Below are 24,078 nucleotides of genomic sequence, written 5' to 3' on the forward strand. Positions count from 1 at the left end.
ATTCGATGGAGCAAGGGACGGTCGCACCAGCGCCCGGCCCCGGCCCGGTGCGGCCTCTCTTATCCCTGGCTCAGCACGAGGTGCACCGCCATCGCGGCAGAATCCCTCGCTCTGCGGGACGGCCGCCGACAGCCACAGCATTAGGGCCTCAGGCGCGATGCGGCACGAAGTGCTGCCCCTGGGCACGGGCAGGCGCTCAGGCGCGCGAGGGCAGGGCCTCGTTCGCCGCGTCCACCCCGAGGGCGCCGAGCGCGGCCGCGACGATGTGCCTCGCCGTCAGCCCGGCCTGGTCATACTGCTTCTCGGGCTTATCGTGGTCGATGAAGCGGTCGGGCAGAACCATCGGGCGCACCTTCACTCCGCCGTCGAGCAGGCCGGCATGGGCGAGGTCGTGCAGGACGAAGCTGCCGAAGCCGCCGATCGAGCCTTCCTCGATCGTGATCAGCACGGCGTGGTTGCGCGCGAGATTGCGTACGAGGTCGGTATCGAGCGGCTTGGCGAAGCGTGCATCGGCAACCGTGGTGGAAAGCCCGCGCGCGGCCAAAGCCTCCGCAGCGCGCAAAGCCTCGCCAAGCCGCGTGCCGTAGGAGAGGATCGCGACCGTCGAGCCCTCGCGCAGCACGCGTCCGCGGCCGATCGGCAGCACCTCGCCGCGCTCGGGCCTGGCGATGCCCGTGCCTTCGCCGCGTGGATAGCGGAACGCGATCGGCCCCGAGTCGTACGCCGCCGCGGTCGCGACCATGTGGGCGAGCTCCGCCTCGTCGGCCGCCGCCATCAGCACCATGTTCGGCAGGCAGCCGAGATAGGCGATGTCGAAGCTGCCCGCGTGCGTCGCCCCGTCCGCGCCGACGAGCCCGGCGCGGTCCATCGCGAAGCGGACCGGCAGGTTCTGGATGGCGACATCGTGCACCACCTGGTCGTACGCGCGCTGGAGGAAGGTGGAATAGATCGCGACGAAGGGTTTGTAGCCCTCGGTGGCCATGCCGGCGGCGAAGGTGACGGCATGTTGTTCGGCGATGCCGACATCGAAGCAACGCTCAGGGAAGCGCTTCTTGAAGAGATCAAGCCCCGTGCCTGAGGGCATGGCGGCGGTGATCGCGACAATCTTTGGGTCGCGCTCGGCTTCCGCGATCAGGCTCTCGGCGAAAACCTTCGTGTAAGTAGGCGGCCCGGGGGGCGCCTTCGCCTGTTCGCCGGTGATGACGTTGAACTTCGTCACGCCGTGATACTTGTCCGCGGAGGCCTCGGCCGGAGCGTACCCCTTGCCCTTCTTGGTCACGACATGCAGAAGCCACGGCGCCTCGCGTTCGGAATCCCGAAGGTGGCGCAGCACCGGCAGGAGATGGTCGAGATTGTGGCCGTCGATCGGGCCAACATAGTAGAAGCCAAGCTCCTCGAACAGCGTGCCGCCGGTGAGAAGGCCGCGTGCGTATTCCTCGGCAAGCCGCGCGGCGCGCTCCATCGGCGCCGGCAGGCGCTTGGCCACCTGGGCCGCCATCTGCCTCAGGTTCACATAGGGGCGAGACGACAGGAGCCGCGAGAGGTAGGCGCTCATCGCCCCGACCGGAGGGGCGATCGACATGTCGTTGTCGTTGAGGATGACGATCAGCTTCGACTTCATCGCGCCGGCATTGTTCATGGCCTCATAGGCCATGCCGGCGCTCATCGCGCCGTCGCCGATCACGCAGATCACGTGGTTCCGCCGCCCCTCGAGGTCGCGCGCCACCGCCATGCCGAGGCCGGCCGAGATCGAGGTCGAGGAGTGGGCGGCACCGAAGGGGTCGTAGATGCTTTCCGACCGCCGTGTGAAGCCCGAGAGCCCACCCCCCTGGCGCAGGGTGCGGATCCTGTCGCGCCGGCCGGTCAGGATCTTGTGCGGATAGGCCTGATGGCCGACGTCCCAGATCAGCCGGTCCTCCGGCGTGTCGAACACGGCATGAAGGGCAACTGTGAGCTCGACCACACCGAGCGAGGCGCCGAGATGCCCCCCCGTGATCGAGACGGCCTCGATCGTCTCCTGGCGCAGCTCGTCGGCGAGCTGGGCGAGCTGGGCGGAGGAGAAGTTGCGCAGATCGGCCGGGGTGCGGACGCGGTCCAGGAGCGGCTTCGGGGCAGACTGGTATGTCATGGCAGCCTGACGCTCATCTGTCATGTTTGGTTTACAGTGCCCCAACTACGTCCGCCTTGTCACGACAAACCCGACGAGGTCCCTCAGCGTATCGGCTGGGGGACCGAACGGGTCGAGATGGCCGACGGCCTGCTCGGCCAGCATCCGCGCTTGCGCCCGAGCCCGTTCGAGGCCGAGCAGGGAAACAAGGGTCGCCTTGCCGGCCGCGGCGTCCTTCTTCGGTGTCTTGCCGATCTCCTCGAGCGTTCCGAGCTCATCCAAGATGTCGTCGGCGATTTGGAAGGCAAGGCCAAGGTCACGGCCGTAGCCCGCGAGCGCGTGCCGCAACGGCGCCGGCGCCTTGCCGAGGATCGCTCCTGCCTCGCAGCACCAGGTCATCAGCCGGGCCGTCTTGAGCATCTGCAGCCGCGTCACCTCGGCTTCGGTCAGCTTGTGCGCCTCGGCGAGCAGATCGATCATCTGGCCCCCCGCCATGCCGCGCGCCCCTGCCGCCTGGCCGAGCGAGGCGACGAGCTCGCAGCGCACCGCCGGGTCGGGGTGGGTATCCGGTTCGGCCAGGACTTCGAAGGCACGTGCCTGGAGCGCGTCGCCGGCCAGGATCGCGGTGGCCTCGTCGAAGGCCTTGTGGCAGGAGGGCTTGCCGCGGCGAAGGTCATCATTGTCCATCGCCGGCAGGTCATCATGCACGAGGCTGTAGGCGTGCAGCATCTCGACCGACGCGGCGACGCGGTCGGCCGCGCGCGGGGCGACATGGAAGAGCGCCGCCGACTGTATCACCAGGAAGGCGCGAAGCCGCTTGCCCCCGCCGAGGCAGGCATAGCGCATCGCCTCGTAAAGACGGCTCTGCGCATCGTCTCCGCTCGGCAGGAGCCGGTCGAGCGCCGCCTCCGCCCGCTCGGCGGCGGCGGCGAGCGCCGGGCCGAGCCGGCCGTCCACCACCATCAGCGCCATCAGCCCTCACCCGTGTCGAACGGGGTGGTGCCCAGCGCGTCGCCGCCGCGAGCGACGATCGCCTGCACCTTCGCCTCGGCCTCGGCGAGCTTGTCCTCACAGTGCTTGCGCAGGGCCGCCCCGCGCTCGTAGGCCGCGATCGCGTCCTCGAGCCTGCCCTGGCCGCCCTCGAGCTGCTTGACGATGCTCTCGAGTTCGGCGAGGGCCTCCTCGAACGACAGCTTCGCCACGTCTGACGCCTCTTCCCTGGGAGAACGGGAACGCCGTGCCTCGGCCATGCGGAAACTCCTGCACCGAAAGTGCGCACTCTAGGGAAAGGGGAGGTGCGCGCCAATGCTGCACGCTTGCAGGGGCGGGGCCGGGCGCGCGATCCTCCGCCTGGAACACCTGAGAGGACGCTGCAATTCCCCGAACGGCTCCCGTCGCACTCGCCGCTGTCTGCATCGCCCTTCCCGCGGCTCTCCTCGCACAGGCCCCGCCCTACACGCCTGGGGCCCACAACATCGCATTTCCTGCCGAGTTCGAGCGCGACTTCATCCGCTATGCTGTGGTCGACAAGCCGGAGCGGAGGATCGTGCGGTTCCTCTACGTCAACGCGGAGGCGTTGGCGGCGGCACGCCCCGGCGAGCCGCTTCCCTACGGCACTGTGCTCGTGATGGCGGACCGACGTGCGCGGCTCGACGCCGACGGCAACCCTCTGCTCGATCGCGACGGGCGCATGATCGCCGAGCCGGAGGTGATCGCCATATCGGTGCAGCGCAAGGAACGCGGCTGGGGCGAGGGCTATCCGCCTGCGCGGCGGAACGGCGAGTGGGAATACGCCTCCTTCGCGGCCGATGGGAAACGGAGGGAGGTGCGCCTCGACGGCTGCTTTTCATGCCACCTCCAGGCCCGGTCGGCACAGGACTACACCTTCGTGCTCTGGGACTACGTGCAGGCACGGGGCCAGTAGAACCGGCCACCGCCGACACCATTTCCTCGCCTGACCGAGAGGAGGAGCGATGACCACCTACGCGGTGCAGGAGAGACGTGCGCTGTTCATTCCCCGGAAGCGCGCACCGGTCGCGGAGCGCGCCAATTTCCGGCTCGCCTCGGAGTTCGAGCCGTCCGGAGATCAGCCGGCGGCGATCGCCGCCCTCGTGGAGGGCATCGAGGCGGGCGAACGCGACCAGGTACTGCTCGGTGTGACCGGGTCGGGCAAGACGTTCACTATGGCGCATGTGATCGCGAGGACCGGGCGGCCCGCGCTGATCCTGGCGCCGAACAAGACGCTCGCTGCCCAGCTCTACGGCGAGATGAAGAGCTTCTTCCCGGACAACGCCGTCGAATACTTCGTCTCCTACTACGACTACTACCAGCCGGAAGCCTACGTCCCTCGGACCGACACCTACATTGAGAAGGACGCGCAGATCAACGAGCAGATCGACCGGATGCGCCACGCCGCGACGCGCGCCCTGCTCGAGCGTCCGGACGTGATCATTGTCGCCTCGGTCTCCTGCATCTACGGCATCGGCTCGGTAGAGACCTATTCGCAGATGGTCGTGAAGCTCTCAGTCGGTGACACGGTCGATCGGGAGAGGCTTCTCAAGGCGCTCGTCGAGTTGCAGTACCGCCGCAGCGACCTCGCGTTCACGCGCGGCAGCTTTCGCGTTCGCGGCGACGGTGTCGAGATCTTCCCCGCCCACTACGAGGACCGTGCGTGGCGTATCTCGCTGTTCGGCGACGAGGTGGAGAACATCGTCGAGTTCGACCCGCTGACGGGCGAGCGGTGCGCCGCCCTCGAAAGCATCACCGTCTACGCCAACAGCCACTACGTAACGCCGCGCCCAACGCTGCAGCAGGCGCTCGCCGGCATCCGCGCCGAGCTCAAGGAGCGTCTTGCGGAGCTTCGCTCCCAGGGGAAGCTGCTCGAGGCGGAGCGGCTCGAGCAGCGAACACAGTTTGACCTCGAAATGATGGAGACGACAGGCTCGTGCCGCGGCATCGAGAACTATAGCCGCTACCTCTCCGGCCGCAACCCGGGCGAGCCGCCCCCCACCTTGTTCGAATACCTCCCCTCGAACGCGATCCTGTTCGTCGACGAGAGCCATGTCACGGTGCCGCAGGTCGGCGGGATGTTCCGCGGGGACTTCAACCGAAAGCAGATCCTCGCGGAATTCGGCTTCCGCCTTCCTTCCTGCACCGACAACCGGCCGCTCAAGTTCGAGGAGTGGGACGCGATGCGTCCGCAGACCGTGTTCGTCTCCGCCACGCCTGGGCCGTGGGAGCTCGAGCGCACGGGGGGGGTGTTCGTTGAGCAGGTGATCCGCCCCACCGGCCTTGTCGATCCCGTCACCATCGTCCGCCCGGTCGAAAGCCAAGTGGACGATCTTCTCGCCGAGATTCGCGAGGTCACCGCGCGGGGGATGCGCACCCTTGTCACGGTGCTGACCAAGAAGATGGCGGAGCACCTCGCCGAGTACCTCGGGGATGCCGGCATCCGCGTACGCTATCTCCATTCTGATATCGACACGCTCGAGCGGATCGAGATCATCCGTGATCTGCGCCTCGGCACTTTCGACGTGCTTGTCGGCATCAACCTCCTACGCGAGGGGCTCGACATTCCCGAATGCGGTCTCGTCGCCATCCTCGATGCCGACCGCGAGGGCTTCCTTCGCTCGACCACCGCGCTCATCCAGACGATCGGGCGGGCAGCGCGGAACGTCGATGGCCGCGTGATCCTCTACGCCGATGTCATGACCGACAGCCTCAAGCGTGCGCTCGAGGAGACGGAGCGCCGACGCGCCAAGCAGATCGCTTGGAACGAGGCGCACGGGATCACCCCTGCCTCGGTGAAGAAGCAGATCGCCGACATCGTCTCCTCTGTGTTCGAGCAGGATTATGTGACGGTCGCGCCCGTCGAAGGCGCCGGCCCAGCGGAACTCGTCGGCAAGGACCTGCGCAAGACGATCGCCACTCTCGAGAAGGAGATGCGCGAGGCAGCGGCGAACCTCGAGTTCGAGACGGCTGCGCGCCTTCGCGACGAGATTCGCCGGCTCGAGGCACAGGAGCTCGGCCTCGATGGTCCTGCTTTGCCGAAGCGGTCCGCAGAGGCGTGGAAACCGAAGCCGATGGGCCCGGGCGGCGGGGGCTACGACCCAGCGAAGCGCAGAGGCGGCGGTCGCCGGCGCTGACGGCGGGCGTCGCGCGTCGCGTCCGGCCGGCGGCGAGGCGGCCGGCCCGCGCCGGCTGTGCGATGCTGAGGCGATCGGCCCGCCCGGGCTACCGCAGCGCGTGATTGACCCTTGGGCTGCTCCGACCTATCCCTCAGTCGAACCAGGGGAGGGGACGCCATGCAGGCACCGCGCCGAACCGTTCTCGCATCCGGCCTCGCCGCGGCGGCCGCGCTCGCCGCGCCCGCTGTGCTGCGTGCCCAGCCGGCGAAGATGCGGCTTTCGCACCAGTATCCGCCCGCCCATCACATCGCACGCGTGCTCGCCGCCTTCGCGGCGGACGTGAACGCCAAGCAGGCCGGCGTCGAGGTCGAGGTATTCCCCGCCGAGCAGCTCGCCCGGATCGCCGAGAACTTCCCGGGTGTGGCCAGAGGCGCCTTCGAGGCAGCGGTTGCGACCAACTTCACCTGGGGCAACACGATCCCGGAGATGAGCGCGCCGACCATCCCGTTCCTGTTCACTGAGCTAGAGCGGATCCGCAAGTTCCCCGGCTCTGACGCCGCGCGTTTCCTGGACGAGGCGACCGCACGCCGGGCCGTCCGCTCAGTCGGCTGGCTGTTCACGACGCGGATGTCGATCTTCACCTCCGGTCGGAAGCCGATCATCACGCTGGCCGACTTCCAGGGCTTGAAGATCCGCGGCATCAATCCGCTCATCGACACGGGCCTGCGCGCGGTCGGCGCCGCGCCTGCGGCGACGCCGGCGCCGGAGGTGGTCGGCGCCCTCCAATCAGGCGTGCTCGATGCGGGGCTGACCGACGTCTCGGCTGCGGTGTCGCGCCGCTTCTACGAGGTGCAGCGCTATGGCACGGTGACACCGTTTTTCGGCGTGTTCACGCAAGTCTATGTCAATCCGCGTTTCTGGGATCAACTTGCGCCTTCTGCCCGCGCCGCACTCGAGGCAAGCCTCCGAAAGGCCGAAACCGAAGCGATCGCGGCAACCGAGGCTACGGCCGCCGCGGCCGTTGGCGAACTTCGCGGCAAGGGGATGATCATCCACGAGCAGACAGCGGAAGAGCAGGCTGCTTGGAAGGCGGCCATGCAGCCTCCCGTGATCGAGGCGTTCCGCCGCGCCGCCCCAGAGGGCGGCCCGCGCATCCTCGCCTTGCTCGAGGCTCTGTCGGCCTGACGGGGCACGCGCACGGGCGACGACTGTGCGCGTGTTTCAGATCAGCGAGATCGCGATCACCGTTCTGAGCCGGCTTGCCGCCGCGCTTGGCGCCCTCTGCGGTCTCGTCTGCTTCCTGCTCGTCTGCGTATCGGTCGCCTGGCGCTACTTCCTTGGTGCGCCGCAGCCCTGGATCGATCATGTGGCCGCTTGGCTCGTCGTCGCGCTCGTGATGTTGGCTGCGGCCGAGACGCAGCGGCGCCGCGAACACATTGGCGTTGAGGTCGTGACGGGCCGCCTCCGCGGTGTCGCGCGCAGGGCAGCGCATATCCTCGGCACCGCCTCGGTTGCCGCGGTTGCTGCCATCCTGCTCCATGAGGGACTCGAGACGGTTGCGTTCAGCCGAATGATCGGGATCGCGACCAACATCGAAGCGGTGCCGCTGTGGTGGGTGCAGCTCTTGATCCCGCTCGGGGCTGGGTTGTTGCTTGCCGTTGCGATCGTCCAGCTCGTGCAGCTGTTCGCCGGCATCGAGGCGAAGGGAGCGGCCCCCGGCGACGCGCAGTCTTTGCCCGGGCGCGAGTGAACGTCCCGTCGCCATGACGTTCTTCGCGACACTGGCGGGGCTGCTTGTGCTGCTCTACCTGGGCGTGCCGATGTTCGCGGCCATGACGCTGCTCTCGCTTGGCGTGCTGTGGGGGACCGAGGGCACGATCGCGACCCTTGGCGAGTTCGTGTTCGGCAAGCTCGACAGCTACCTGCTCGTCGCGGTGCCGCTGTTCATGCTGATGGCCGAGTTCATGGTCCGCGGGCGCGTGGTGGACGACCTCTTCCATACTGCCCACACGCTCCTGCGCCACATCCGTGGCGGTATTGGTGTCGCGACCGTCGCGGCCTGCACCGTGTTTGCCGCGATCTCCGGGTCTTCGGTCGCAACGGCTCTGACGATCGGCAAGGTCGCGATTCCGCAGATGCTTCGCTACGGCTACTCGAGGCGGGGTGCCTTCGGCGTGGTCGCTGGCGGCGGCACGCTCGGCATCCTCATCCCGCCTTCGGCCCCGATGGTGCTCTACGCCTATGTCACCGAGGCCTCGGTGGGGGCGCTGTTCGCCGCAGGCGTGCTGCCTGGGCTGATGATGGCGGCGATGTTCGCCCTCTGGTGCGTGGTGACCGAAGGCCGGCCCGTAGCCGTCGAGGGGGATGACGCGGGGCGGCCGCTCACGCGCGCACCGGCGAGAGAGATGTGGGCGGCGCTCAAGCGCAGCATCTGGGCGCTGACGCTGCCCCCCTTCGTGCTGGGCGGGATCTATTTCGGCATCTTCACCCCCACCGAAGCGGCCGGCACCGGAGCGCTTTGGGCGCTCGTCATCGCCGCCCTCGTCTATCGCCGCATGACCCTGCGCGCGCTCTGGGAGAGCCTCTCGGAGGCGACCCGCACCACCGCGATGCTGTTCATGATCATCGTCGGCGCGTCGCTCTACGGCTACATGCTGACGAAGCTTCGCGCTCCGCAGGAGCTGACGCAGCTTGTAGTCGAGCTCGGGCTTGGCCGCGCTGGGTTCCTGCTCGCTATGGCGGTGCTTCTCTTCTTGCTCGGCCTGATCCTCGAGAGCTTCTCGATCATCCTGCTGACCACTCCCGCGATCCTGCCGGTGCTTGATGCGCTTGCGATCGACAAGGTGTGGTACGGCGTGCTGCTCACGCTCAACCTCGAGCTCGCCCTGATCTCGCCACCGGTGGCGCTGAACCTCGTGGTGATCAAGGCAATCACCGGTGCGCCGCTTTCAGAGGTGAATCTTGCCGCGATTCCCTACATGGCGATGCTTGCGGCAGGCATCGTGCTCATCATCGCCGTCCCCGAGATCGCGCTCTGGCTGCCGCGCGTCGCTGGCTACTGAGGCTCAGCCCTTCAGGCCCGGAAGATGGCCAGGCCTGCCGAACAGGTGGCCCTGGCCGTGCGTGGCACCGAGTTCGCTGAGCATCGCGGCCTCCGCCTCGGTCTCCACCTGCGCGGCGATCACCTGTGCGCCTGAGGCACGGCAGAGCTGGACGATCTGGCCGAGGAGGGCGCGGTCGCGACCGCCCTGGGCCGCCCCTCTGACGAAATGGCCGTCGATCTTGACGTAGTCGACACGAAAGCGGCGCAAGTGCCGAATACCGGAGGCGCCTGCTCCGAAGTCATCGAGGCACACCGCGTAACCGCGCTGGTGCAGTGCATCGATGAGCGCAGCGGCTGCATCCGCGTCCTCGATGTCAGCGGTTTCAGTGATCTCGATCAGCAAGCGACCGGGCGCGACGGAAGCGGAGTCGAGCAGGTCGAGGCAGCGCTGGGCGAAACCTCGGTCGGACAATGAAAGCGCCGAGATGTTGACGGCGATCCGGACGGAAGCGCAGGCGGTCAACGCCTCGAGAGCGGTGGCGAGCACGGCGGCGTCGAGTGTTTGGGCGAGACCCGTCGCTTCGGCAAGCGTGGTAAAGGCCTGCGGGTCAGGACGTGTTCCGTCGGCCCCTGGGAGCGGGCGAAGCAGCGCCTCGAAATACGCAACCTTTCGGTCCTCCAGCCTGACCACCGGCTGGAACACAAGCTGGAATCGTCGGCGCGCGATCGTCGCCTCGATCTCGGCTGCCTCACCTACGAGGGTCTCAATGAAGCGCCTGAAGCCCACCGTGCCCTGATCGCCGAGCGCCTTGGCGAGCACGCTTCTCCCGCCTGCTGCGAAGCGGCTGACCATGAGCCGCAGGGCGCGCACGGCCTGGGCCGCATCACCGTCCCCGATCTCGAGAGGGATGTCGGTCGCCGTGACGTGCAGCGCGGCGGAGGCCGGCGTTCGGTCGCGTGCGAGCTGTTCGATCGCGCGCTCCAGTGCGACCGTGTCAAGCCCGCCCGAGTGGATGAGGCCCCATCTCCCCCCACCGAACTCGGCGGCAGTGCCGCCCTCTGCCGCGTGGCCGATCGCTGTGCCGATTCCGTCGAGGAGCTCCTCTCGGGCACCGTGTCCGATCATCGCTGTTGCTTCCGCTAGGCCGTCGACCTCGACCAGGGCGAGGTGTGCCGCGGCTCCACCGCAAGACTGCTCGCGCAGCCTTGGCTCGGCGATGCGAAGGAACGCGTCCCGGTCCCTGAGCACGGCGGAGAGTGCCGGAGGCGGCGCAGGGAGCTGGCCGAAGGTCAAACAGAAGCGCTCGCCGCTGCGGGCAGCGAGGCCAGCGAGAGCGAAAGGGGTGCGCGGCGGATCGGCGAGTCGCACCCAGATCGGGGCGAGCCGGCCACGCTCGCTGAGATGGGCGAGGGCGGTCTCGAGCGCGGCATGGTCCTCCGCCGCGACAAGGCGCGACAGCGGCTGGCCGAGGTAGGCATCGCCAGGGCGGCCGAGGCGTGACTGAAAGGCACCGGCAGCGAAGGTGACACGCTGGTCGAGATCGATCTCGACGAGCAGGTCGGAGGCGGCAAAGGCGAACGCCAGCAGCCGCTCGCGCAAGCTGACGTTGGCGAGCCGGATATCCGTATCACTCCGGCCGTGCTCTGGCGTTCCCGTCACTTTCCCCGGTCCATCGTCGCCTGCCGAGCATGGCCCAAGCCGGTCAAAGCAGGGTTAACAGAAGGTGTCAGTCGGATGAGAGACTTTGACCCATCGACCCTGGGATGAAGCTGTTGCGGGCGTTGCAAGGCTATGGTGCGACGGTCGAGCGTTGCGCGAGAAGCGGAGGAGGGGGCATGGCCAGAGGCGATATGGAGCGGATCCTTGGAGCGCTGATCGGGGGCGCCGCCTCGGGAGGCCTGCGGCCGTCGCGGCGGAGGCGGCGCGTGCCTCCGCCCCTGATCGATGTCCGTGTTGGCGGAACGCGAAGCGCGACACGCACGCTCGCGAGCCTGGCCGCTGCGGTGCTCGGTTCCGTTCTCAGCGGCGCCGGAAGCGGGTCGATGCCCCCGCAGCCGTCCAGGCAGGGACGCGACGCGCCGCTGGACACGGTCCAGCGCATTCCGCCTCCGCCGGCACCGCCCGGAAAAGCGCCGCAGAACCCCTGGGCGGCACCTGCGCCGCCTCGCGGGACGATATCGCGCCCCGCCCCGGAGCCGAGGGAGGCGGAGGACGCGGAGGCCCTGCTGATCCTCCGGGCCATGATCTCCTGTGCACGGGCCGATGGGTCGCTTGATGCTGACGAACGTGCGGCGATCGCAACCCAGCTCGACCAAGCCGGCCTTGACCAACAAGCGCGCGACCTCGTTCTCGCGGAGTTCGCAAGGCCGGCAGCGGTGGCCGAGATCGCCCGCGAGGTGGGTGACCCCGTGCTCGCCGCCCAGGTATATGCCGCAGCCTATCTGGCCGCCGGAGAACTCGGCCCCGCCGAGCGCGCCTGGCTCGATGCCTTCGCCACGGCCACACGGCTCGACCCGAACGCCGTGCGGTCCATCGAGGAGCGGCTCTCGGAGGGGTGATTGTTCGGAAGTAGCGTTCTCCTCCGGCGGCGGCCCACGACGCCCAATACGCGCGCGCCTTGACGATTTGATCGTCGTGCCTGCGAGTGCCTCTGGCCGCCAGCGGCTAGCAGAGGTAGGAGAGAGCGCGTGGCGGGGAGGAAACGGGGCATGGAGCTGACCGAGCGTGAAGCGGCGCTGAAGTCACGAGCGAGAGCGTTCGCTGAAGCCGTGGTCGCGCCACGGGCCGCCGAGATCGACCGCACTGAATCGTATCCTTGGGATCTTGTCGCGGCCCTGCGCGAGGCCGGTTTCCTCGGCATGACGATCCCCGAGGCGCTCGGTGGCCGCGCGGCCAGCTATTTTGATGCGGTTCTCGTGATCGAAGAGATGGCGCGGCACTGCGCCGTTGCCGGGCGGATCTGCGTCGAGGCGAACATGGGCGCGCTCGGCGCTGTGATGGCCTATGGCACCGAGGATCAGAAGCGGCTTGCCGCCGACCTCGTGCTCGGCGAGGGCGACAAGCCGGCGATCTGCATCACCGAGCCAGAGGCCGGGTCGGCCGCAACAGAGATGAGGACGCGGGCCGAGCGCCGCCAGGGTGGATGGGTGATCAATGGCCGCAAGCACTGGATCACCGGCGGCGGCGTCTCGAAGCTGCACCTCATCTTCGCCCGAGCCGTCGAGAACGGGGTGGAGCAGGGGATCGGTGGGTTCATCGCGGTGCGCCGTGGCGAAGGCGATCCGCCCGGCCTTGTGATCGGCCCGCGCCAGCACGCGATGGGGGTACGCGGCATTCCCGAGACCGTGGTCGAGCTCCGCGACCTGTTCATTCCTGACACAATGGTCCTGCCTAGTCCGGGTGGCTTCCGTCGCGGCTTCGGCGCGCTGATGGATGCCTACAACGCTCAAAGGGTTGGGGCGGCGACCGTCGCCCTTGGCATCGCCGCCGGAGCACTCGATCACGCGATCGCCTACGCCCGCAGGCGCGAGCAGTTCGGCCGGCCAATTGCTGAGTTTCAAGGCATCCAGTGGATGCTTGCCGACATGGCGGTGGCGGTGGATGCCGCTCGGGCGATGGTGCACCGCGCCGCACGGTCACGCGGTCCGAATGGCTTTCCCGATCCTGTGCTCGCGGCAAAGGCGAAGATCCTCGCCGCCGAGACGGCCGTAAAGGTAACCAACGATGCGCTCCAGATCTGGGGGAGCGCGGGTTATGCACGCGACAACCCGATGGAGCGCATGGTTCGGGATGCGCGGATGTTCACCATCGCCGGCGGCACGGCGCAGATCCTGCGCAATCTCGTCGCTTCAGATTTGCTTGGCATGAAGCTGCCGCAGACCCGGGATGGCTGGCTACGCGTCGCCGAGCGACGTGCTGCGGCCGAGTAGGAACCCTCAAAGCACGAGCGCTGCCGCCCCGTCGCGGCGCCAAGAAGCGGCAGCTCGGCGATCGGCATACCATCGATGCTCGTGACGCCGATGTCCAACGGTTCGGCATCGCGCTCTGCTTCGATCTGTGTTGTCCGACCTCACCGTCCGGGTGCTGCAGGAGCGGCTATCTCATCCGCCTACGCGACGGGGGCTCAACCACCGGGGCCAACCGTGCGTTCCAGACACCGCGGCATTCGACTGCGAACAAGGCAACACGCCGGACATCGGCCCTGGCACCGGGGATCGGTGAAGGCCTGACCTCTGTGGCTGGTCGCCCCGTTCACCCCGTTCTGGCTGAGTTTGCCAAAATCCTTCCTGCACGTTGGCCTTGGACAAAAGGGGCCGTTAAATCTTCCTCCATCCACACCAGCGATATAGGCGCAATGGAGGCCTTGGCGGGATGAAGGCTGCGCTTGCTGGTGTGGTCAACTGGTTCGGCGCATCGACAACCGAGGCGCGCGCGACCGGCTCCGCACGCCCGAAGCCGGGCGAGCGACCCCGTACAGTGCCCATGGTTGCGGAAAGCGAGCCTGAGCCGAGGCCCGATCCGCCACGTGCTTGGACCCCACGTCGGATCCAACTTGCCGCGACGCTGTGGGGCGAGGGCTTCGTCTCGCCGGGCGGCGAGGAGGAGGCGCTTCGGTTGAGCAAGCCGCTCGGCCTGCAGGAGAGCCACAGCCTGCTCAATATTGGCGCGGGGATGGGCGGCGCAGCGCGTGCCATCACGACTGCGTGGGGCACCTGGGTCAGCGGTTATGAGGAGAACGCCGACCTTGCCGCCGCTGGCGAGGCGCTCTCGAAGAAGGCCAAGCTGGAGAAGAAGGCTGAGATTAGACACTACGATCCGGCCGCACCGCAGTTCCGTCCCAACTTCTTCCATCATGCCCTCGTGCAGGAAGCTCTCTGGACCGTGGAGGACAAGCCTCGGCTGCTCGCCGCGGTGGCAGCGGCGCTCAAGCCAAACGGGCAGCTCGTGATGACCGATCTCACGCTCGGTGAGGTTCCCCTCGATCCCAACGACGAGACCGCGAGGGCCTGGGAGCGGCTCGATCGGGGGCCCGCCTGTCTCGTCCACCCGCAAGCCGAGACCGTGCTCATGGCTCGGCTCGGCTTCGACGTGCGGATCGCCGAGGACATCAGCCCCCGACACGTGCAGCAGGCAGTTGCGGCATGGCGCGGCATGTTGGAGATCCTCCTCGCTCAGCCTCCGACGCGTGCTCAGGCGCTTTCCATCCTCCAGGAGGCTGAGCTGTGGCTCAGGCGTCTCTCCTTGATCCGGTCCGGGAAGCTGAAGGTTATGCGGTGGCACGCCATCCGGCGCTGACGCCGGCTCCAAGACGCTTGGCGGTTGACAGGCCCAGGGGCTTTCCCTATTCGCCAGCGCTCGTTTGGCCCTACAGGTGCATCATGCGCATCCGGAACTCGCTCAAGTCTGCGAAGACGCGGGACAAGAACAACCGTCTCGTGCGTCGGCGGGGCCGTCTTTACGTGATCAACAAGAAGAACCCGCGGATGAAGGCCCGCCAGGGCTGACGGTCTCGCGTCGGGAGGCGCGGCCAGTTGACGCCTCTCTCTTTGCCGGCTCGCCGCCTCACGTTTAGGCCGGCGCAGCTGAGGAGAGCGGCATCACGCACTTGCGTATGTCCTGCCAAACCGTCACTTCTCGGTCATGAGGACGGGAAAGGGACTGCGCCAATGCTAGCGATGCCTGCACCGAGGGCCGAGATCCTCGCGCGCCGTGCTGAGGTCATCTCCGCTCTCGCGGAACGCGTCGGCCCAGGCAACGTGATCGCGGAACCACTGCGCCTGAAGGCCTACGAGACGGACGCGTTCACCGCTTACCGCCGGGTACCGCTCGCGGTGGTTCTGCCGGAGACGACGGCCCAGCTCGCTGCTGCGCTCAGATACTGCAACGAGCAGGGCATCCGCGTGGTGCCGCGCGCAGCCGGCACCTCGCTTTCCGGAGGAGCGCTGCCGCTGGAGGACGCGGTGGTGATCGGTGTCGCGCGCATGAACCGTATCCTTGAGGTTGACCTTGCCGATCGTTTCGCGCGCGTTCAGGCGGGAGTGACCAACATCGCCATCACCCGCGCCGTCGAGGGAGAGGGGTTCTTCTACGCGCCCGATCCCTCGAGCCAGCTCGCCTGCATGATCGCGGGCAACGTCGCGATGAACTCCGGTGGCGCCCATTGCCTTAAGTATGGTGTAACGGCGAACAACCTGCTCGGCCTCACCATGGTCACGGTCGAAGGGGAGGTGATGGAGGTCGGCGGCGCCCATCTTGACTGCGCCGGATACGACTGGCTTGGGCTTATCACCGGGTCCGAGGGCCAGCTCGGCATCGTCACGGAGGTGACGGTGCGTATCCTACGGGCCGCCGAGGGGGCGCGCGCGATGCTCGTGGGCTTTGGCGCGACGGATGTTGCCGCAGCGGCCGTGGCCGACATCATCGCGTCTGGCATCATCCCAGTGGCGCTCGAGTTCATGGACCGTGCCTGCATCCATGCGTGCGAGGCCTTCGCCCAGGCGGGCTATCCCCTCGATGCCGACGCGCTTCTGATCATCGAGGTCGAGGGTTCGGAGCAGGAGCAGGAGGTTCTGCTGGGAAAGCTCGCCGCGATCTGCGAACGGCACGCGCCGACGACGATGCGGATCGCGAAGACCGCAGAGGAGAGCGCAGCGATCTGGAAGGGGCGCAAGGGCGCGTTCGGCGCGATCGGCCGGATTAGCCCTGACTATCTCTGCATGGACGGAACGATCCCTCCAGCCAGGCTGCCTGAGGCAATGCGGGCCATCAAAACCCTCTCGGAACGGTATCGGCTCGAGGTCGCAAACGTCTTCCACGCGGGCGACGGCAACCTGCACCCGTTGATCATGTTCGACGCGAACGACGCCGATAGCTTCGCGCGTGCGGAGGCGCTCGGCGCCGACATCCTGAAGCTATGTGTCGAGCTCGGAGGATGCCTGACCGGCGAACATGGTGTTGGCGTCGAGAAGCGCGACCTGATGACGGTTCAATTCCGCGCCGTGGATCTCGATCAACAGAGGCGCATCAAGAGCGCCTTCGACCCCGGCTGGATCCTGAACCCGCACAAGGTGTTCCCCCTGGTGAGCGCCTGAGCCAATGCCACCGGGTGGGGCCGCTTCAGCGCTCGAGGCGCCGGCAGACGAGGCGGCGCTGGTGGCCCGGATCGCGGCGGCCCATGCAGCAGGGGAACCTCTCGCGATCTGGGGCAATCGGACCAAAGCGAGCCTCGGCCGGCCCGTCCAGACTGCGGCCGCCATTTCCACCCGTGCGCTCTCCGGCATCACGCTCTACAGCCCATCCGAACTCGTGATCGCCGCGCGCGCCGGTACCCCGGTGGCCGAGCTCGAGGCTGCGCTCTCTGCGGAGGGGCAGCATCTTGTCGCCGAGCCGCCCGATCTCTCGGCCCTATGTGGTCCCGAGGATGGGCCTCCTGACGGCCCTCCGACGATCGGTGGCGTCGTCGCCTGCAACCTCTCGGGACCACGCCGGATCGCGCTCGGCGCCATGCGCGACCACGTACTCGGCGTGCGTGCCGTCAATGGAGCCGGGGAGGTGATCACCTCTGGCGGGCGGGTGCTGAAGAACGTTACCGGACTCGACCTCTGCAAGCTTCTGTCGGGGAGCCGGGGGACCCTCGCGGTTCTGACGGAGGTGACGCTTAAGGTCCTGCCAGCGCCGGAAGCAACGGCCACTCTCGTGCTGCGCGGTCTGACGGCCGAGGAGGGTGTGGTGGCCCTGGCCGCTGGGCTCGGTTCTCCCTTTGGCGTTACCGGCGCTGCCTTCCTTCCCGACGAGGCGGCCGAAGCCGCACCAGCGCTCGGCCCAGGCGGCTCAGCGACCATTCTGAGGCTTGAGGAGTTCGCCGAGTTCATCCCCTACCGAGCGGAGCGGCTTTCGGCCCTGCTCGCGACTCACGGCGTGGTGCGGTGCCTTGATGATGCGACGTCCCGGGTTCTGTGGCGGTCGGTACGTGACGCTGCCCCGCTGTGCGTGAGCGCCGCCGAGGGGGTGTGGCGCCTCTCCGTGCGGCCCTCATCGGGGCCAAGGATTCTCGCGAGCCTCAAGAGCTGGGGGCTGCGCTGCCTTCTCGACTGGGGTGGGGGCCTTGTCTGGGCTACCGGGCCGGCGACGGAGTCGTCGCACATCGCGGTCTCGGCTGCTGCAGCTGCCGCGGGCGGCGCGTTTTGGACGGTGCGCGCACCCCCCTCCCTCCGTGCCGCTCTGCCCGTGGTACCGCCCGAGAGTCCAAGCGTCGCTGCATTAACACGGCGCGTCAAGGCGGCGTTCGACCCCAAAGGAATTCTCAGTCCCGGCCGCATCTTTGCCGGGATATGATCGGGACATCATGGGCCCGCGTGACGCGCCCGCGGCGATGAGGGGGGTTCTGTGACGATCCTGTTCTTTCTTCTGCTTTTGCCAGTCCTCGCGCTCGGCTTCACCGGGCTGACGCTCATGTTCCTCGACGTGCTGCATCTCGGCTCCCGCTCGCGCGCGGAGTGGGCACGCGATGCGCTTGCATTCTTCTTCGGCTTCCTCGCGCTCGCCGGTCTTGTGTGGGACATCGCCTCAGGTGAGCTGTTCCGCACCGAGAGCTTCACCATGTTCCTCGGCATCTACGGTATGAACTTCGTCCTCCTCGGGATCGCTTTCGTGCTGCTTGCGCTCCCGCACACCGGCGCGAAGCGACAGGAGTGAACCTGCGGCACCGATGCAAACCAGCTTCACAACGGAACAACTGCGCGACGCCGACACGGCTGAGGCGAACCGCATCCTCAGGACCTGCGTTCATTGCGGGTTGTGCACCGCCACTTGCCCCACGTTCCTCCTGCTCGGGGACGAGCTCGACAGCCCGCGCGGCCGCATTTACCTGATAAAGGATATGCTGGAGAACAACCGCCCAGCCACAGCCGAGGTGGTTCAGCATATCGACCGCTGCCTCTCCTGCCTTTCTTGCATGACGACGTGCCCGTCAAGCGTGCACTACATGCACCTTATCGACCACGCCCGCCGACATGTGGAGGAGACGTTCGAGCGGCCGGTCCCCGAGAGGCTGGTCCGCTCACTGCTCGCTACTGTGCTGCCGCGCGTCTGGATGTTCAGGCTCGCAGTGCTGGTTGCCTCGATCGTGAAGCCGGTTGGCCGGTTCCTTCCAGGAAGGGGTCCGTTCGCGCAACGTCTCCGCGCGATGCTTGCGCTCGCTCCTTCACGCGTGCCATCGCCGAGTGCGGTCGAGCGTCCGGGCGTGCATCCTGCAGCCGGGCGGCGCCGCTTCCGCATGGCACTGCTCGCAGGCTGCGCCCAGCAGGTGCTCGCTCCAGAAATCAATGAGGCGACGATCCGCTTGCTTACCCGCCTTGGTGTCGAGGTGGTCGTTCCGAAGGGGGCTGGTTGCTGTGGTGCACTCGTGCACCATATGAGGCGGCATGAGGCGGCGATTGCTGCCGCCAAGCGCAATGTTGCCGCTTGGTGGGCCGAGGTCGAGGGGGAGGGCCTTGATGCAATCGTGATCAACGCCTCCGGCTGTGGCACCACGGTCAAAAATTACGGCTACATGCTTCGCGAGGAGCCGGGGTGGGCGGAGAAAGCAACGAAGATTTCGGCGCTTGCGAAGGACATCACGGAGGTGCTCGAGATGGTCGGCTACGCGCCGACACGGGCTGCACCCCCCCTTCGGGTCACCTACCACGCGGCATGCTCGATGCAGCACGGGCAGAGGCTCACCGCGCTGCCAAAAGCGCTGCTAAAACGTGCTGGCTTCGCCGTAGCCGATCCGCCGGAGGGGCATATCTGCTGCGGTAGCGCCGGCACCTACAACCTGCTCCAACCGGAAATCGCCGCACAGCTGCGCGAGCGTAAGCTCGCCAACATTGCGGCCACCCGCCCGGACGTGGTGGTGACGGGGAACATCGGCTGCATAAGCCAGCTATCGGGCGGGCCTGTGCCAGTAATCCATTCCGTGTTGCTGCTCGATTGGATGTCGGGTGGCCCGGTTCCTGCGGCGCTATGCGCTCACCCTGCAGTGGGCAAGGCGGCGCTTGTGGAGCACCCCGCTTCGGGGTGATGCTTACGGTATGGCGATCCTCCGCCGCGGACTACTCCTCTGCTTGCTCAGTGCGCCTGTGCTGGCCCAGGCCCCGGCCCCAGCGCAGCGTCAGCGTCTGACGCTTGAGCAGATGTTCGAGGCGCTACGGCACGCGCCCGACGACGCCTCGGCACGCGCCGTTGAGGCTCAGATCTGGCAGGTGTGGATACAGGGCGGTTCGCCCGCGGTTCAGCTGCTCATGCGGCGAGGAATTCGCCACCTCGAGAGCAGGTCGCTCGAGGATGCGATCGAGGATTTCAACGCCGTCATCGCGCTGGCTCCGGAGCTGCCGGAGGGTTGGAACAAAAGGGCTACGGCCTATTATCTTGCGGGCGATTATCAGAACGCGCTTCGGGACATTCGCGAAACGCTGGCGAGAGAGCCAAGGCATTTCGGTGCCCTCGTCGGCCTCTCGCACATTCTCGAGGCCGATGGAGATCCTCGGGGGGCGTTGCGTGCCTATGAACAAGCGCTGGCAATCCACCCACGCCTTGCCGGGCACGAGCAACGGTTGAAGGATCTTCGCAGGAAGGCGCTCGGTGAGGAAAGTTGAGCCGAGATGGCCGTTGCGCGTAGTGGCCACGAGGCCTGCGAGGGCATCTTTGATCGCCCGCATCTCGACTAAGCAATCGTCTCTGCAAGAATCAGGCTGCAGCGCGAATTCTAGGCTCAGGACCCATTAGGCTCTGGACTCATAACCACCAAGTGACGGTTGCGGCGAGGTAGACGGCGCTGAGGAAGACGTCTGCGCGTCGGTCGTATCGCGTGGCGATGCGTCGGAAATCCTTGAGGCGGCAGAAGACGCGCTCGATCAGGTTTCGCTTGCGCCAGACGCTCCGGTCGAAGGGGTGGTGCTGTTTGCGGGTGGGGTTGTTCGGGATCACCGGCAGGATGCCGCGGGCGAGGAGGAAGCTGCGGATGCCGTTGCTGTCATAGGCAGCGTCGGCGATGCAGAGCTTCGCTGACGGCCAGGGAGCAAGCAGCGCCAGTGCCACTGGCGCATCGCCGTGCTGGCCGGCGGTCAGTTCGAAACCGATCGGGCGGCCAAGATGATCGGTCAGCGCGTGGATCTTGGTAGTCCGCCCGCCCCGCGGCGGGCCCCATCGCGGCTTGCCGCGATGGGTTCCCCGACCGCCCGATGGCTTGCGCGCGCTCCCCCCCTTTTCCACCCCCGGCGCTGCGATGGGCCTTCACATGGCTGCTGTCGAGCAAAAGCTCGGCCGGCGGGCCGCCAGCCCTGGCGAGCGCGCGGAACACGCGCTGCCACACGCCCTTGGCTCTCCAGCGCACGAAACGGTTGTACAGCGTCTTGCGCGGGCCGTAGACAGCCGGCGCATCGACCCAACGCCCGCCAGAGCGCAGCACATGGACGATGCCGCTGATCACACGCCGGTCATCCACCCGAGGCTTGCCGCGTGTGTCCGAAGGCAGCAGCGGCGCAAGTCGCTGCATCTGCGCCTCGCTCAGAGAGACACAGATCACTCATCCCGGTTCCCCTCCATCGCCGCCAAGGGAACCACCCCGAATCACACCAGCCCGCGTCGCTCAAAGAACTTTATGAACACATTATGGGTCCTGAGCCTAGAGCCGACGGCGCGGGCGCTCGCGCTGATGGACCGGCTCGGCCCGGCGCTCGAGGCGCTCGCCGAAGCCCTCGCACCGGCGGTGCCGTTCGACCCGGCGATCGATCGTCGCGACTTCCGGATCGCCTTTCAGGACGACATCGCGATCGCGCTCCTGCCGCGGCTTATGCCTGTGCTCGGGGCGGAGGCGCCGCGCTGCACGCTGACGGTCCGGCGTACGGATTGGAAGACCGCGCCCGGGCAGCTCGAAAGGGCGGAGGTCTCGATCGTCCTCGGATACCTCGCGGAGGACCTCCCGGCCAACGCCAGGCGGCGGGTCGTCGTGAACGGCCATTTCGTGGTTCTGCGGGCGGACGGCGCCCCCGAGCCGATCTCGCTCGACGAGTATTGCCGGCGTCATCACGTGCTGGTGACGCCGGCGGGCGATCTTCGGGGACGGGCAGACATGGCGCTCGAGGCCCTTGGCCGGAAGCGCCGCGTCGTGCCCAACCTGACCGATTGCACGCTTCTTCCCTCGGTGCTCGCCGGGACGGAGCTGATCGCGACCGTTCCGGATTTCGTGGCCGAGACGCTCGCCGCGCAGGGAGGACTGAGGATCGACCCCACACCCTTCGACCCCCTGCCGGCCGTGATCAGCATGGCCTGGCGCGGAACGACCGACGGCGACCCTGCAGAACGTTGGCTGCGCGGGCGGATCGTCTCGTTGCTGAAGCGGAGCTAGGTCCGGTACAGACCGGTTGCGCGGCCGCGCGCGCTGTAGCGTCGTTCGCGGATCGCTCGAGCTATCCGTGCAGCGCCTGACCGATCGTGCGGGTCAGAAGCTCACGCGGCTCTCCTCGGCGACGGTGACGGGAAAGGTCGGCAGGAGCGGCAGGAGCGGCTGGAACGTGTAGCGAGCGATCACGCGAAAGGTCATCAGCCGGTTCACGTCCACCATCCCGCACCCCTCGCAGGCGATGGCGAGGCCTTCACCGAGGAAGGGGGAGCGCGCCCGTGCGAGCGACTGGGCTTCGGTGGCGGTCTTGCCCATCGATGCCGCCCGCACCGCCTCCGCCGCGGCCTGCTGCACCGAGATGAGCGTGAAGGCGTAGCGAGAGAAATCGATGATCGCGAAGACGAGGGCGAGGAAGACGGGCATCACGACCGCGAACTCGAGGGCGGCCGCCCCCGCGCTGCAACGGGGCAGTCCGTGGGCGCGTCGCGTCCTCGGCGGTCTAGCGCACACGTGCCACCGCATCGCCACGCAGAGTTGAGGGAAGAACGAAACCGCCGAGGCCGACGATCGCGGAGAACGGACGCGTCACGGTGACCGCGATATAGGTGCCTGACGGCGCTCCGGCACACGGCGTCCCCTCGCAGGAAACGACGGCCGTTCCGCCCCCGGGGCAGGCGCAAAACGGCGCGGAGGCGGTCACGGTCGTCCCGGTGCCCGAGCCGCCGAGCGCGGCCCTCGCGGCGGCGGTGATGCCCGCCTGGTCGGTGGGGAAGCTCATCGCGAACTGCGCCCCCGCACGGGCCGCGTTTTCGAGCCGGATCGCCTGGTGCATCGCGGCTCCGATGTCGGCGAGGCCGGCAAGCAGAAGCACCATAACAGGCGCGATGAAGGCGAACTCGACCGCTGAGGCGCCGCGCCGGCAGCGGAACAACGCGCGCCGCGACGGGCCCGGGAGCCTCACGGGCCGTGTGCTCATTCGACCAGCCTCACGACACGGATCTGCGGAAGATCGTTTCGCGGGTCGAGCCCGAGCGCCCCGCAGCCATCGACAGCGATGGTCTGGGTCGTCGTCCCGACGAGCTCGATCGATTCCGCAATGAAGGCCTTGCAGGTCGAGTTCACGCCGCCGAAATTGCCGTTGATCCTGAGGTCGGCCGAGGGGAAGTAAAACAGGCCCTGGGTTGTGATGCCTGCGCCGCCATTCAGCGTCACGTCGTTGCCGGAAGCCGCCCGCGGGTCCTGGTACATCAGGATGCCCCGGTAGATGCCGGACCCGCCGATGAGGTTGATGGTCGCCCCGCCGTTGATCCTCGGCCCGCCGACCATCCTTGGGTTGCCGGTGAACACGAAGGTCACGCCCTGCCCCGGCGAGCAGGACGGGCAGGAAATGTTGGCCTGCGCGTTGACCTCGAGATTGCCGTTCTGGATCACGTAGACTCCGGGCGTCATCGTCACTGTGCCTGCGAGCCTCACCCGGCCGCAGTAGCGGCCGGGTGACATGGTCGCGCGGGCGTTGGAGCCGACGGTGTAGTTCGTCTGAGTGCAGGTACCTGTCGGTTCCGGCAGCGGAATGCCCGTTCCCGGCACATCCGGCGCGAACGGGTCGGGGATCGGGGGCTGGAACGACGCGGCGGGGCGTTGGAGGGTGACGTTTTCCTCGCAGCCGATCTCGATCGTGCCGACAGCGCTCATGGTGTAGGCGTTCACGGAGGCGGTGCCGAACTGGCGGATCGAAGTGTTCGAGGCAAGGCTGCAATTCGGCGCATTCACGGTCGCCGTGCCGCCGGCTTCGAGGTCACTCTCCTGTGTGAGCGCGCCGCCCGCCCGGCCGAGGGCGAGCACGCAGGCCGTGCCGGAGTCGATCGTGAGCGCGGTGGCGACGGCACGTGCACGCACCGTCGCTCTCCGGTCGAGGAACAGGGACGCGAGCTGCAGCGGCAGCTCGCGTTCCACGATCACCTCGACCGCGCGCGTGTTGCCGGCGTTCAGCCCCGAGAGCGGCGGGCGGTTCACGATCACGCGGGTGCCGCCGGCGCCGTCGCTGAACCCGTTGCGTGCGCTCGTCTCGCGCGCGGCCGCGACTGCGTCCCGCCCGAACGCGACGGCAATTGCACCCGCTTGGGCGGCCGTATCCGCGGCCGTCTGCGCCTCACGTCGGGCGAGGTACCAGGCACCTCCCTCTGTCGCGAGGCCGGCGAAGCCGATCAGAGCGGTCGCCATCACTCCGAAGGCGATCGCGGCCGTCATGTTGACCATTGGCGAACAACTTCGGGACACGTTCGGCACGGTTCGTGATGCGCTCCAACAGGGCACGGAGCAGTAGTCAACCGCGGATGGGGTTCGGGCGTGACGGCAGATCAGTCACACTGAAGAGCCCGCTTCGTCGTGCGGGGCCGCCCAAGGGCGGCCTCGTGTTGTTTA

At 67.7% G+C, this 24,078-nt stretch carries 22 protein-coding genes and 1 pseudogene; 15 read left to right on the forward strand and 8 right to left on the reverse strand.

Annotated elements, in window-relative coordinates; genetic code table 11:
- Positions 1-196 precede the first annotated feature (196 nt).
- From dxs to KO353_RS14705, 3 genes are read right to left on the reverse strand one after another with little or no spacing between them, the layout of a single operon-like run.
- Complete coding sequence (dxs, locus tag KO353_RS14695) at positions 197-2,128, reverse strand: 1-deoxy-D-xylulose-5-phosphate synthase (RefSeq protein WP_218285527.1); 1,932 nt, start codon at positions 2,126-2,128, stop codon at positions 197-199.
- Positions 2,129-2,173: 45 nt separating this feature from the next.
- The gene (locus KO353_RS14700; RefSeq protein ID WP_218285528.1) at positions 2,174-3,079 is read right to left on the reverse strand and encodes a polyprenyl synthetase family protein; all 906 of its coding nucleotides are present in this window, start codon (positions 3,077-3,079) and stop codon (positions 2,174-2,176) included.
- The gene (locus KO353_RS14705; RefSeq protein ID WP_218285529.1) at positions 3,079-3,357 is read right to left on the reverse strand and encodes an exodeoxyribonuclease VII small subunit; all 279 of its coding nucleotides are present in this window, start codon (positions 3,355-3,357) and stop codon (positions 3,079-3,081) included. Before KO353_RS14705 ends, KO353_RS14700 begins: the two co-directional genes overlap by 1 nt.
- 224 nt (positions 3,358-3,581) lie before the next feature.
- Between KO353_RS14705 and KO353_RS14710 the strand changes: the two genes are divergently transcribed.
- From KO353_RS14710 to KO353_RS14730, 5 genes are all read left to right on the forward strand, one after another.
- Positions 3,582-4,031, forward strand: coding sequence for a cytochrome P460 family protein (locus tag KO353_RS14710; protein WP_268906238.1), 450 nt, complete (start codon positions 3,582-3,584; stop codon positions 4,029-4,031).
- A 49-nt stretch (positions 4,032-4,080) separates the two neighbouring features.
- The gene (gene uvrB, locus KO353_RS14715) at positions 4,081-6,252 is read left to right on the forward strand and encodes an excinuclease ABC subunit UvrB (protein ID WP_218285531.1); all 2,172 of its coding nucleotides are present in this window, start codon (positions 4,081-4,083) and stop codon (positions 6,250-6,252) included.
- Between the two features lie 159 nt (positions 6,253-6,411).
- On the forward strand, positions 6,412-7,419 hold the full coding sequence (gene dctP / locus KO353_RS14720) for a TRAP transporter substrate-binding protein DctP (protein ID WP_218285532.1): 1,008 nt from the start codon (positions 6,412-6,414) through the stop codon (positions 7,417-7,419).
- 31 nt (positions 7,420-7,450) lie between these two features.
- Positions 7,451-7,984 (forward strand): TRAP transporter small permease, encoded by a 534-nt coding sequence (locus KO353_RS14725; RefSeq protein ID WP_218285533.1) that lies wholly within the window; start codon positions 7,451-7,453, stop codon positions 7,982-7,984.
- Positions 7,985-7,997: 13 nt separating this feature from the next.
- Positions 7,998-9,296 carry a TRAP transporter large permease gene (locus tag KO353_RS14730; RefSeq protein WP_218285534.1) on the forward strand — a complete coding sequence of 433 codons (1,299 nt, stop codon included), beginning with the start codon at positions 7,998-8,000 and terminating at the stop codon, positions 9,294-9,296.
- Positions 9,297-9,299: 3 nt separating this feature from the next.
- Here the strand turns inward: KO353_RS14730 and KO353_RS14735 are convergent, their stop codons facing one another.
- Positions 9,300-10,937: an EAL domain-containing protein gene (locus KO353_RS14735; protein ID WP_218285535.1), complete on the reverse strand. Its 1,638-nt coding sequence runs from the start codon at positions 10,935-10,937 to the stop codon at positions 9,300-9,302.
- A 383-nt stretch (positions 10,938-11,320) separates the two neighbouring features.
- Here KO353_RS14735 and KO353_RS14740 point away from each other — a divergent pair, with 383 nt between their 5' ends.
- The 9 genes from KO353_RS14740 to KO353_RS14780 all read left to right on the forward strand — a co-directional run bounded on the left by KO353_RS14740 (position 11,321) and on the right by KO353_RS14780 (position 19,912).
- Complete coding sequence (locus KO353_RS14740; protein ID WP_235692133.1) at positions 11,321-11,836, forward strand: tellurite resistance TerB family protein; 516 nt, start codon at positions 11,321-11,323, stop codon at positions 11,834-11,836.
- Positions 11,837-11,986: 150 nt separating this feature from the next.
- Complete coding sequence (acdA, locus tag KO353_RS14745) at positions 11,987-13,207, forward strand: 3-sulfinopropanoyl-CoA desulfinase (protein ID WP_218285537.1); 1,221 nt, start codon at positions 11,987-11,989, stop codon at positions 13,205-13,207.
- A gap of 685 nt (positions 13,208-13,892) precedes the next feature.
- A complete protein-coding gene (locus KO353_RS14750) occupies positions 13,893-14,573 on the forward strand; it encodes a methyltransferase domain-containing protein (RefSeq protein ID WP_218285538.1) in 681 nt (226 codons plus the stop codon).
- Between the two features lie 83 nt (positions 14,574-14,656).
- Complete coding sequence (gene ykgO / locus KO353_RS14755; protein ID WP_218285539.1) at positions 14,657-14,782, forward strand: type B 50S ribosomal protein L36; 126 nt, start codon at positions 14,657-14,659, stop codon at positions 14,780-14,782.
- A gap of 162 nt (positions 14,783-14,944) precedes the next feature.
- Entirely contained in the window at positions 14,945-16,369 is a 1,425-nt protein-coding gene (locus KO353_RS14760) for an FAD-linked oxidase C-terminal domain-containing protein (protein ID WP_218285540.1), read from the forward strand.
- Between the two features lie 4 nt (positions 16,370-16,373).
- Positions 16,374-17,612: an FAD-binding protein gene (locus KO353_RS14765; RefSeq protein ID WP_218285541.1), complete on the forward strand. Its 1,239-nt coding sequence runs from the start codon at positions 16,374-16,376 to the stop codon at positions 17,610-17,612.
- Positions 17,613-17,663: 51 nt separating this feature from the next.
- Positions 17,664-17,972: a hypothetical protein gene (locus KO353_RS14770; RefSeq protein ID WP_218285542.1), complete on the forward strand. Its 309-nt coding sequence runs from the start codon at positions 17,664-17,666 to the stop codon at positions 17,970-17,972.
- A gap of 13 nt (positions 17,973-17,985) precedes the next feature.
- Complete coding sequence (gene glcF, locus KO353_RS14775; RefSeq protein ID WP_218285543.1) at positions 17,986-19,338, forward strand: glycolate oxidase subunit GlcF; 1,353 nt, start codon at positions 17,986-17,988, stop codon at positions 19,336-19,338.
- Positions 19,339-19,348: 10 nt separating this feature from the next.
- Positions 19,349-19,912 carry a tetratricopeptide repeat protein gene (locus KO353_RS14780; protein WP_218285544.1) on the forward strand — a complete coding sequence of 188 codons (564 nt, stop codon included), beginning with the start codon at positions 19,349-19,351 and terminating at the stop codon, positions 19,910-19,912.
- 139 nt (positions 19,913-20,051) lie between these two features.
- On the opposite strand, the pseudogene KO353_RS14785 reads toward KO353_RS14780, so the two are convergent.
- A pseudogene (locus KO353_RS14785) lies at positions 20,052-20,811 on the reverse strand (IS5 family transposase).
- 105 nt (positions 20,812-20,916) lie between these two features.
- Between KO353_RS14785 and KO353_RS14790 the strand changes: the two are divergent.
- Positions 20,917-21,663 carry a LysR substrate-binding domain-containing protein gene (locus tag KO353_RS14790; protein WP_218285545.1) on the forward strand — a complete coding sequence of 249 codons (747 nt, stop codon included), beginning with the start codon at positions 20,917-20,919 and terminating at the stop codon, positions 21,661-21,663.
- Between the two features lie 93 nt (positions 21,664-21,756).
- On the opposite strand, the gene KO353_RS14795 is transcribed toward KO353_RS14790, so the two are convergent.
- From KO353_RS14795 to KO353_RS14805, 3 genes are read right to left on the reverse strand one after another with little or no spacing between them, the layout of a single operon-like run.
- The gene (locus KO353_RS14795; protein ID WP_268906239.1) at positions 21,757-22,179 is read right to left on the reverse strand and encodes a TadE family protein; all 423 of its coding nucleotides are present in this window, start codon (positions 22,177-22,179) and stop codon (positions 21,757-21,759) included.
- Entirely contained in the window at positions 22,157-22,633 is a 477-nt protein-coding gene (locus KO353_RS14800) for a TadE/TadG family type IV pilus assembly protein (protein ID WP_218285547.1), read from the reverse strand. Before KO353_RS14800 ends, KO353_RS14795 begins: the two co-directional genes overlap by 23 nt.
- On the reverse strand, positions 22,630-23,913 hold the full coding sequence (locus KO353_RS14805) for a pilus assembly protein TadG-related protein (protein WP_218285548.1): 1,284 nt from the start codon (positions 23,911-23,913) through the stop codon (positions 22,630-22,632). The genes KO353_RS14800 and KO353_RS14805 overlap by 4 nt, the downstream gene beginning before the upstream one ends.
- Positions 23,914-24,078 lie beyond the last annotated feature (165 nt).

Origin of the sequence: Elioraea tepida (assembly GCF_019203965.1) — a bacterium.
In the GTDB taxonomy this organism is placed as follows: domain Bacteria; phylum Pseudomonadota; class Alphaproteobacteria; order Acetobacterales; family Acetobacteraceae; genus Elioraea_A; species Elioraea_A tepida.

Coding starts and splice junctions, on each gene's coding strand:
- KO353_RS14730 (WP_218285534.1), top strand. CDS start 7,998: ATGACGTTCTTCGCGACACTGGCGGGGCTGCTTGTGCTGCTCTACCTG.
- KO353_RS14800 (WP_218285547.1), bottom strand. CDS start 22,633: ATGAGCACACGGCCCGTGAGGCTCCCGGGCCCGTCGCGGCGCGCGTTG.
- KO353_RS14700 (WP_218285528.1), bottom strand. CDS start 3,079: ATGGCGCTGATGGTGGTGGACGGCCGGCTCGGCCCGGCGCTCGCCGCC.
- acdA (WP_218285537.1), top strand. CDS start 11,987: ATGGAGCTGACCGAGCGTGAAGCGGCGCTGAAGTCACGAGCGAGAGCG.
- dctP (WP_218285532.1), top strand. CDS start 6,412: ATGCAGGCACCGCGCCGAACCGTTCTCGCATCCGGCCTCGCCGCGGCG.
- KO353_RS14805 (WP_218285548.1), bottom strand. CDS start 23,913: ATGGTCAACATGACGGCCGCGATCGCCTTCGGAGTGATGGCGACCGCT.
- KO353_RS14790 (WP_218285545.1), top strand. CDS start 20,917: ATGAACACATTATGGGTCCTGAGCCTAGAGCCGACGGCGCGGGCGCTC.
- ykgO (WP_218285539.1), top strand. CDS start 14,657: ATGCGCATCCGGAACTCGCTCAAGTCTGCGAAGACGCGGGACAAGAAC.
- KO353_RS14705 (WP_218285529.1), bottom strand. CDS start 3,357: ATGGCCGAGGCACGGCGTTCCCGTTCTCCCAGGGAAGAGGCGTCAGAC.
- KO353_RS14740 (WP_235692133.1), top strand. CDS start 11,321: ATGCCCCCGCAGCCGTCCAGGCAGGGACGCGACGCGCCGCTGGACACG.
- glcF (WP_218285543.1), top strand. CDS start 17,986: ATGCAAACCAGCTTCACAACGGAACAACTGCGCGACGCCGACACGGCT.
- KO353_RS14780 (WP_218285544.1), top strand. CDS start 19,349: ATGGCGATCCTCCGCCGCGGACTACTCCTCTGCTTGCTCAGTGCGCCT.
- KO353_RS14760 (WP_218285540.1), top strand. CDS start 14,945: ATGCTAGCGATGCCTGCACCGAGGGCCGAGATCCTCGCGCGCCGTGCT.
- dxs (WP_218285527.1), bottom strand. CDS start 2,128: ATGACATACCAGTCTGCCCCGAAGCCGCTCCTGGACCGCGTCCGCACC.
- KO353_RS14765 (WP_218285541.1), top strand. CDS start 16,374: ATGCCACCGGGTGGGGCCGCTTCAGCGCTCGAGGCGCCGGCAGACGAG.
- uvrB (WP_218285531.1), top strand. CDS start 4,081: ATGACCACCTACGCGGTGCAGGAGAGACGTGCGCTGTTCATTCCCCGG.
- KO353_RS14795 (WP_268906239.1), bottom strand. CDS start 22,179: ATGCGGTGGCACGTGTGCGCTAGACCGCCGAGGACGCGACGCGCCCAC.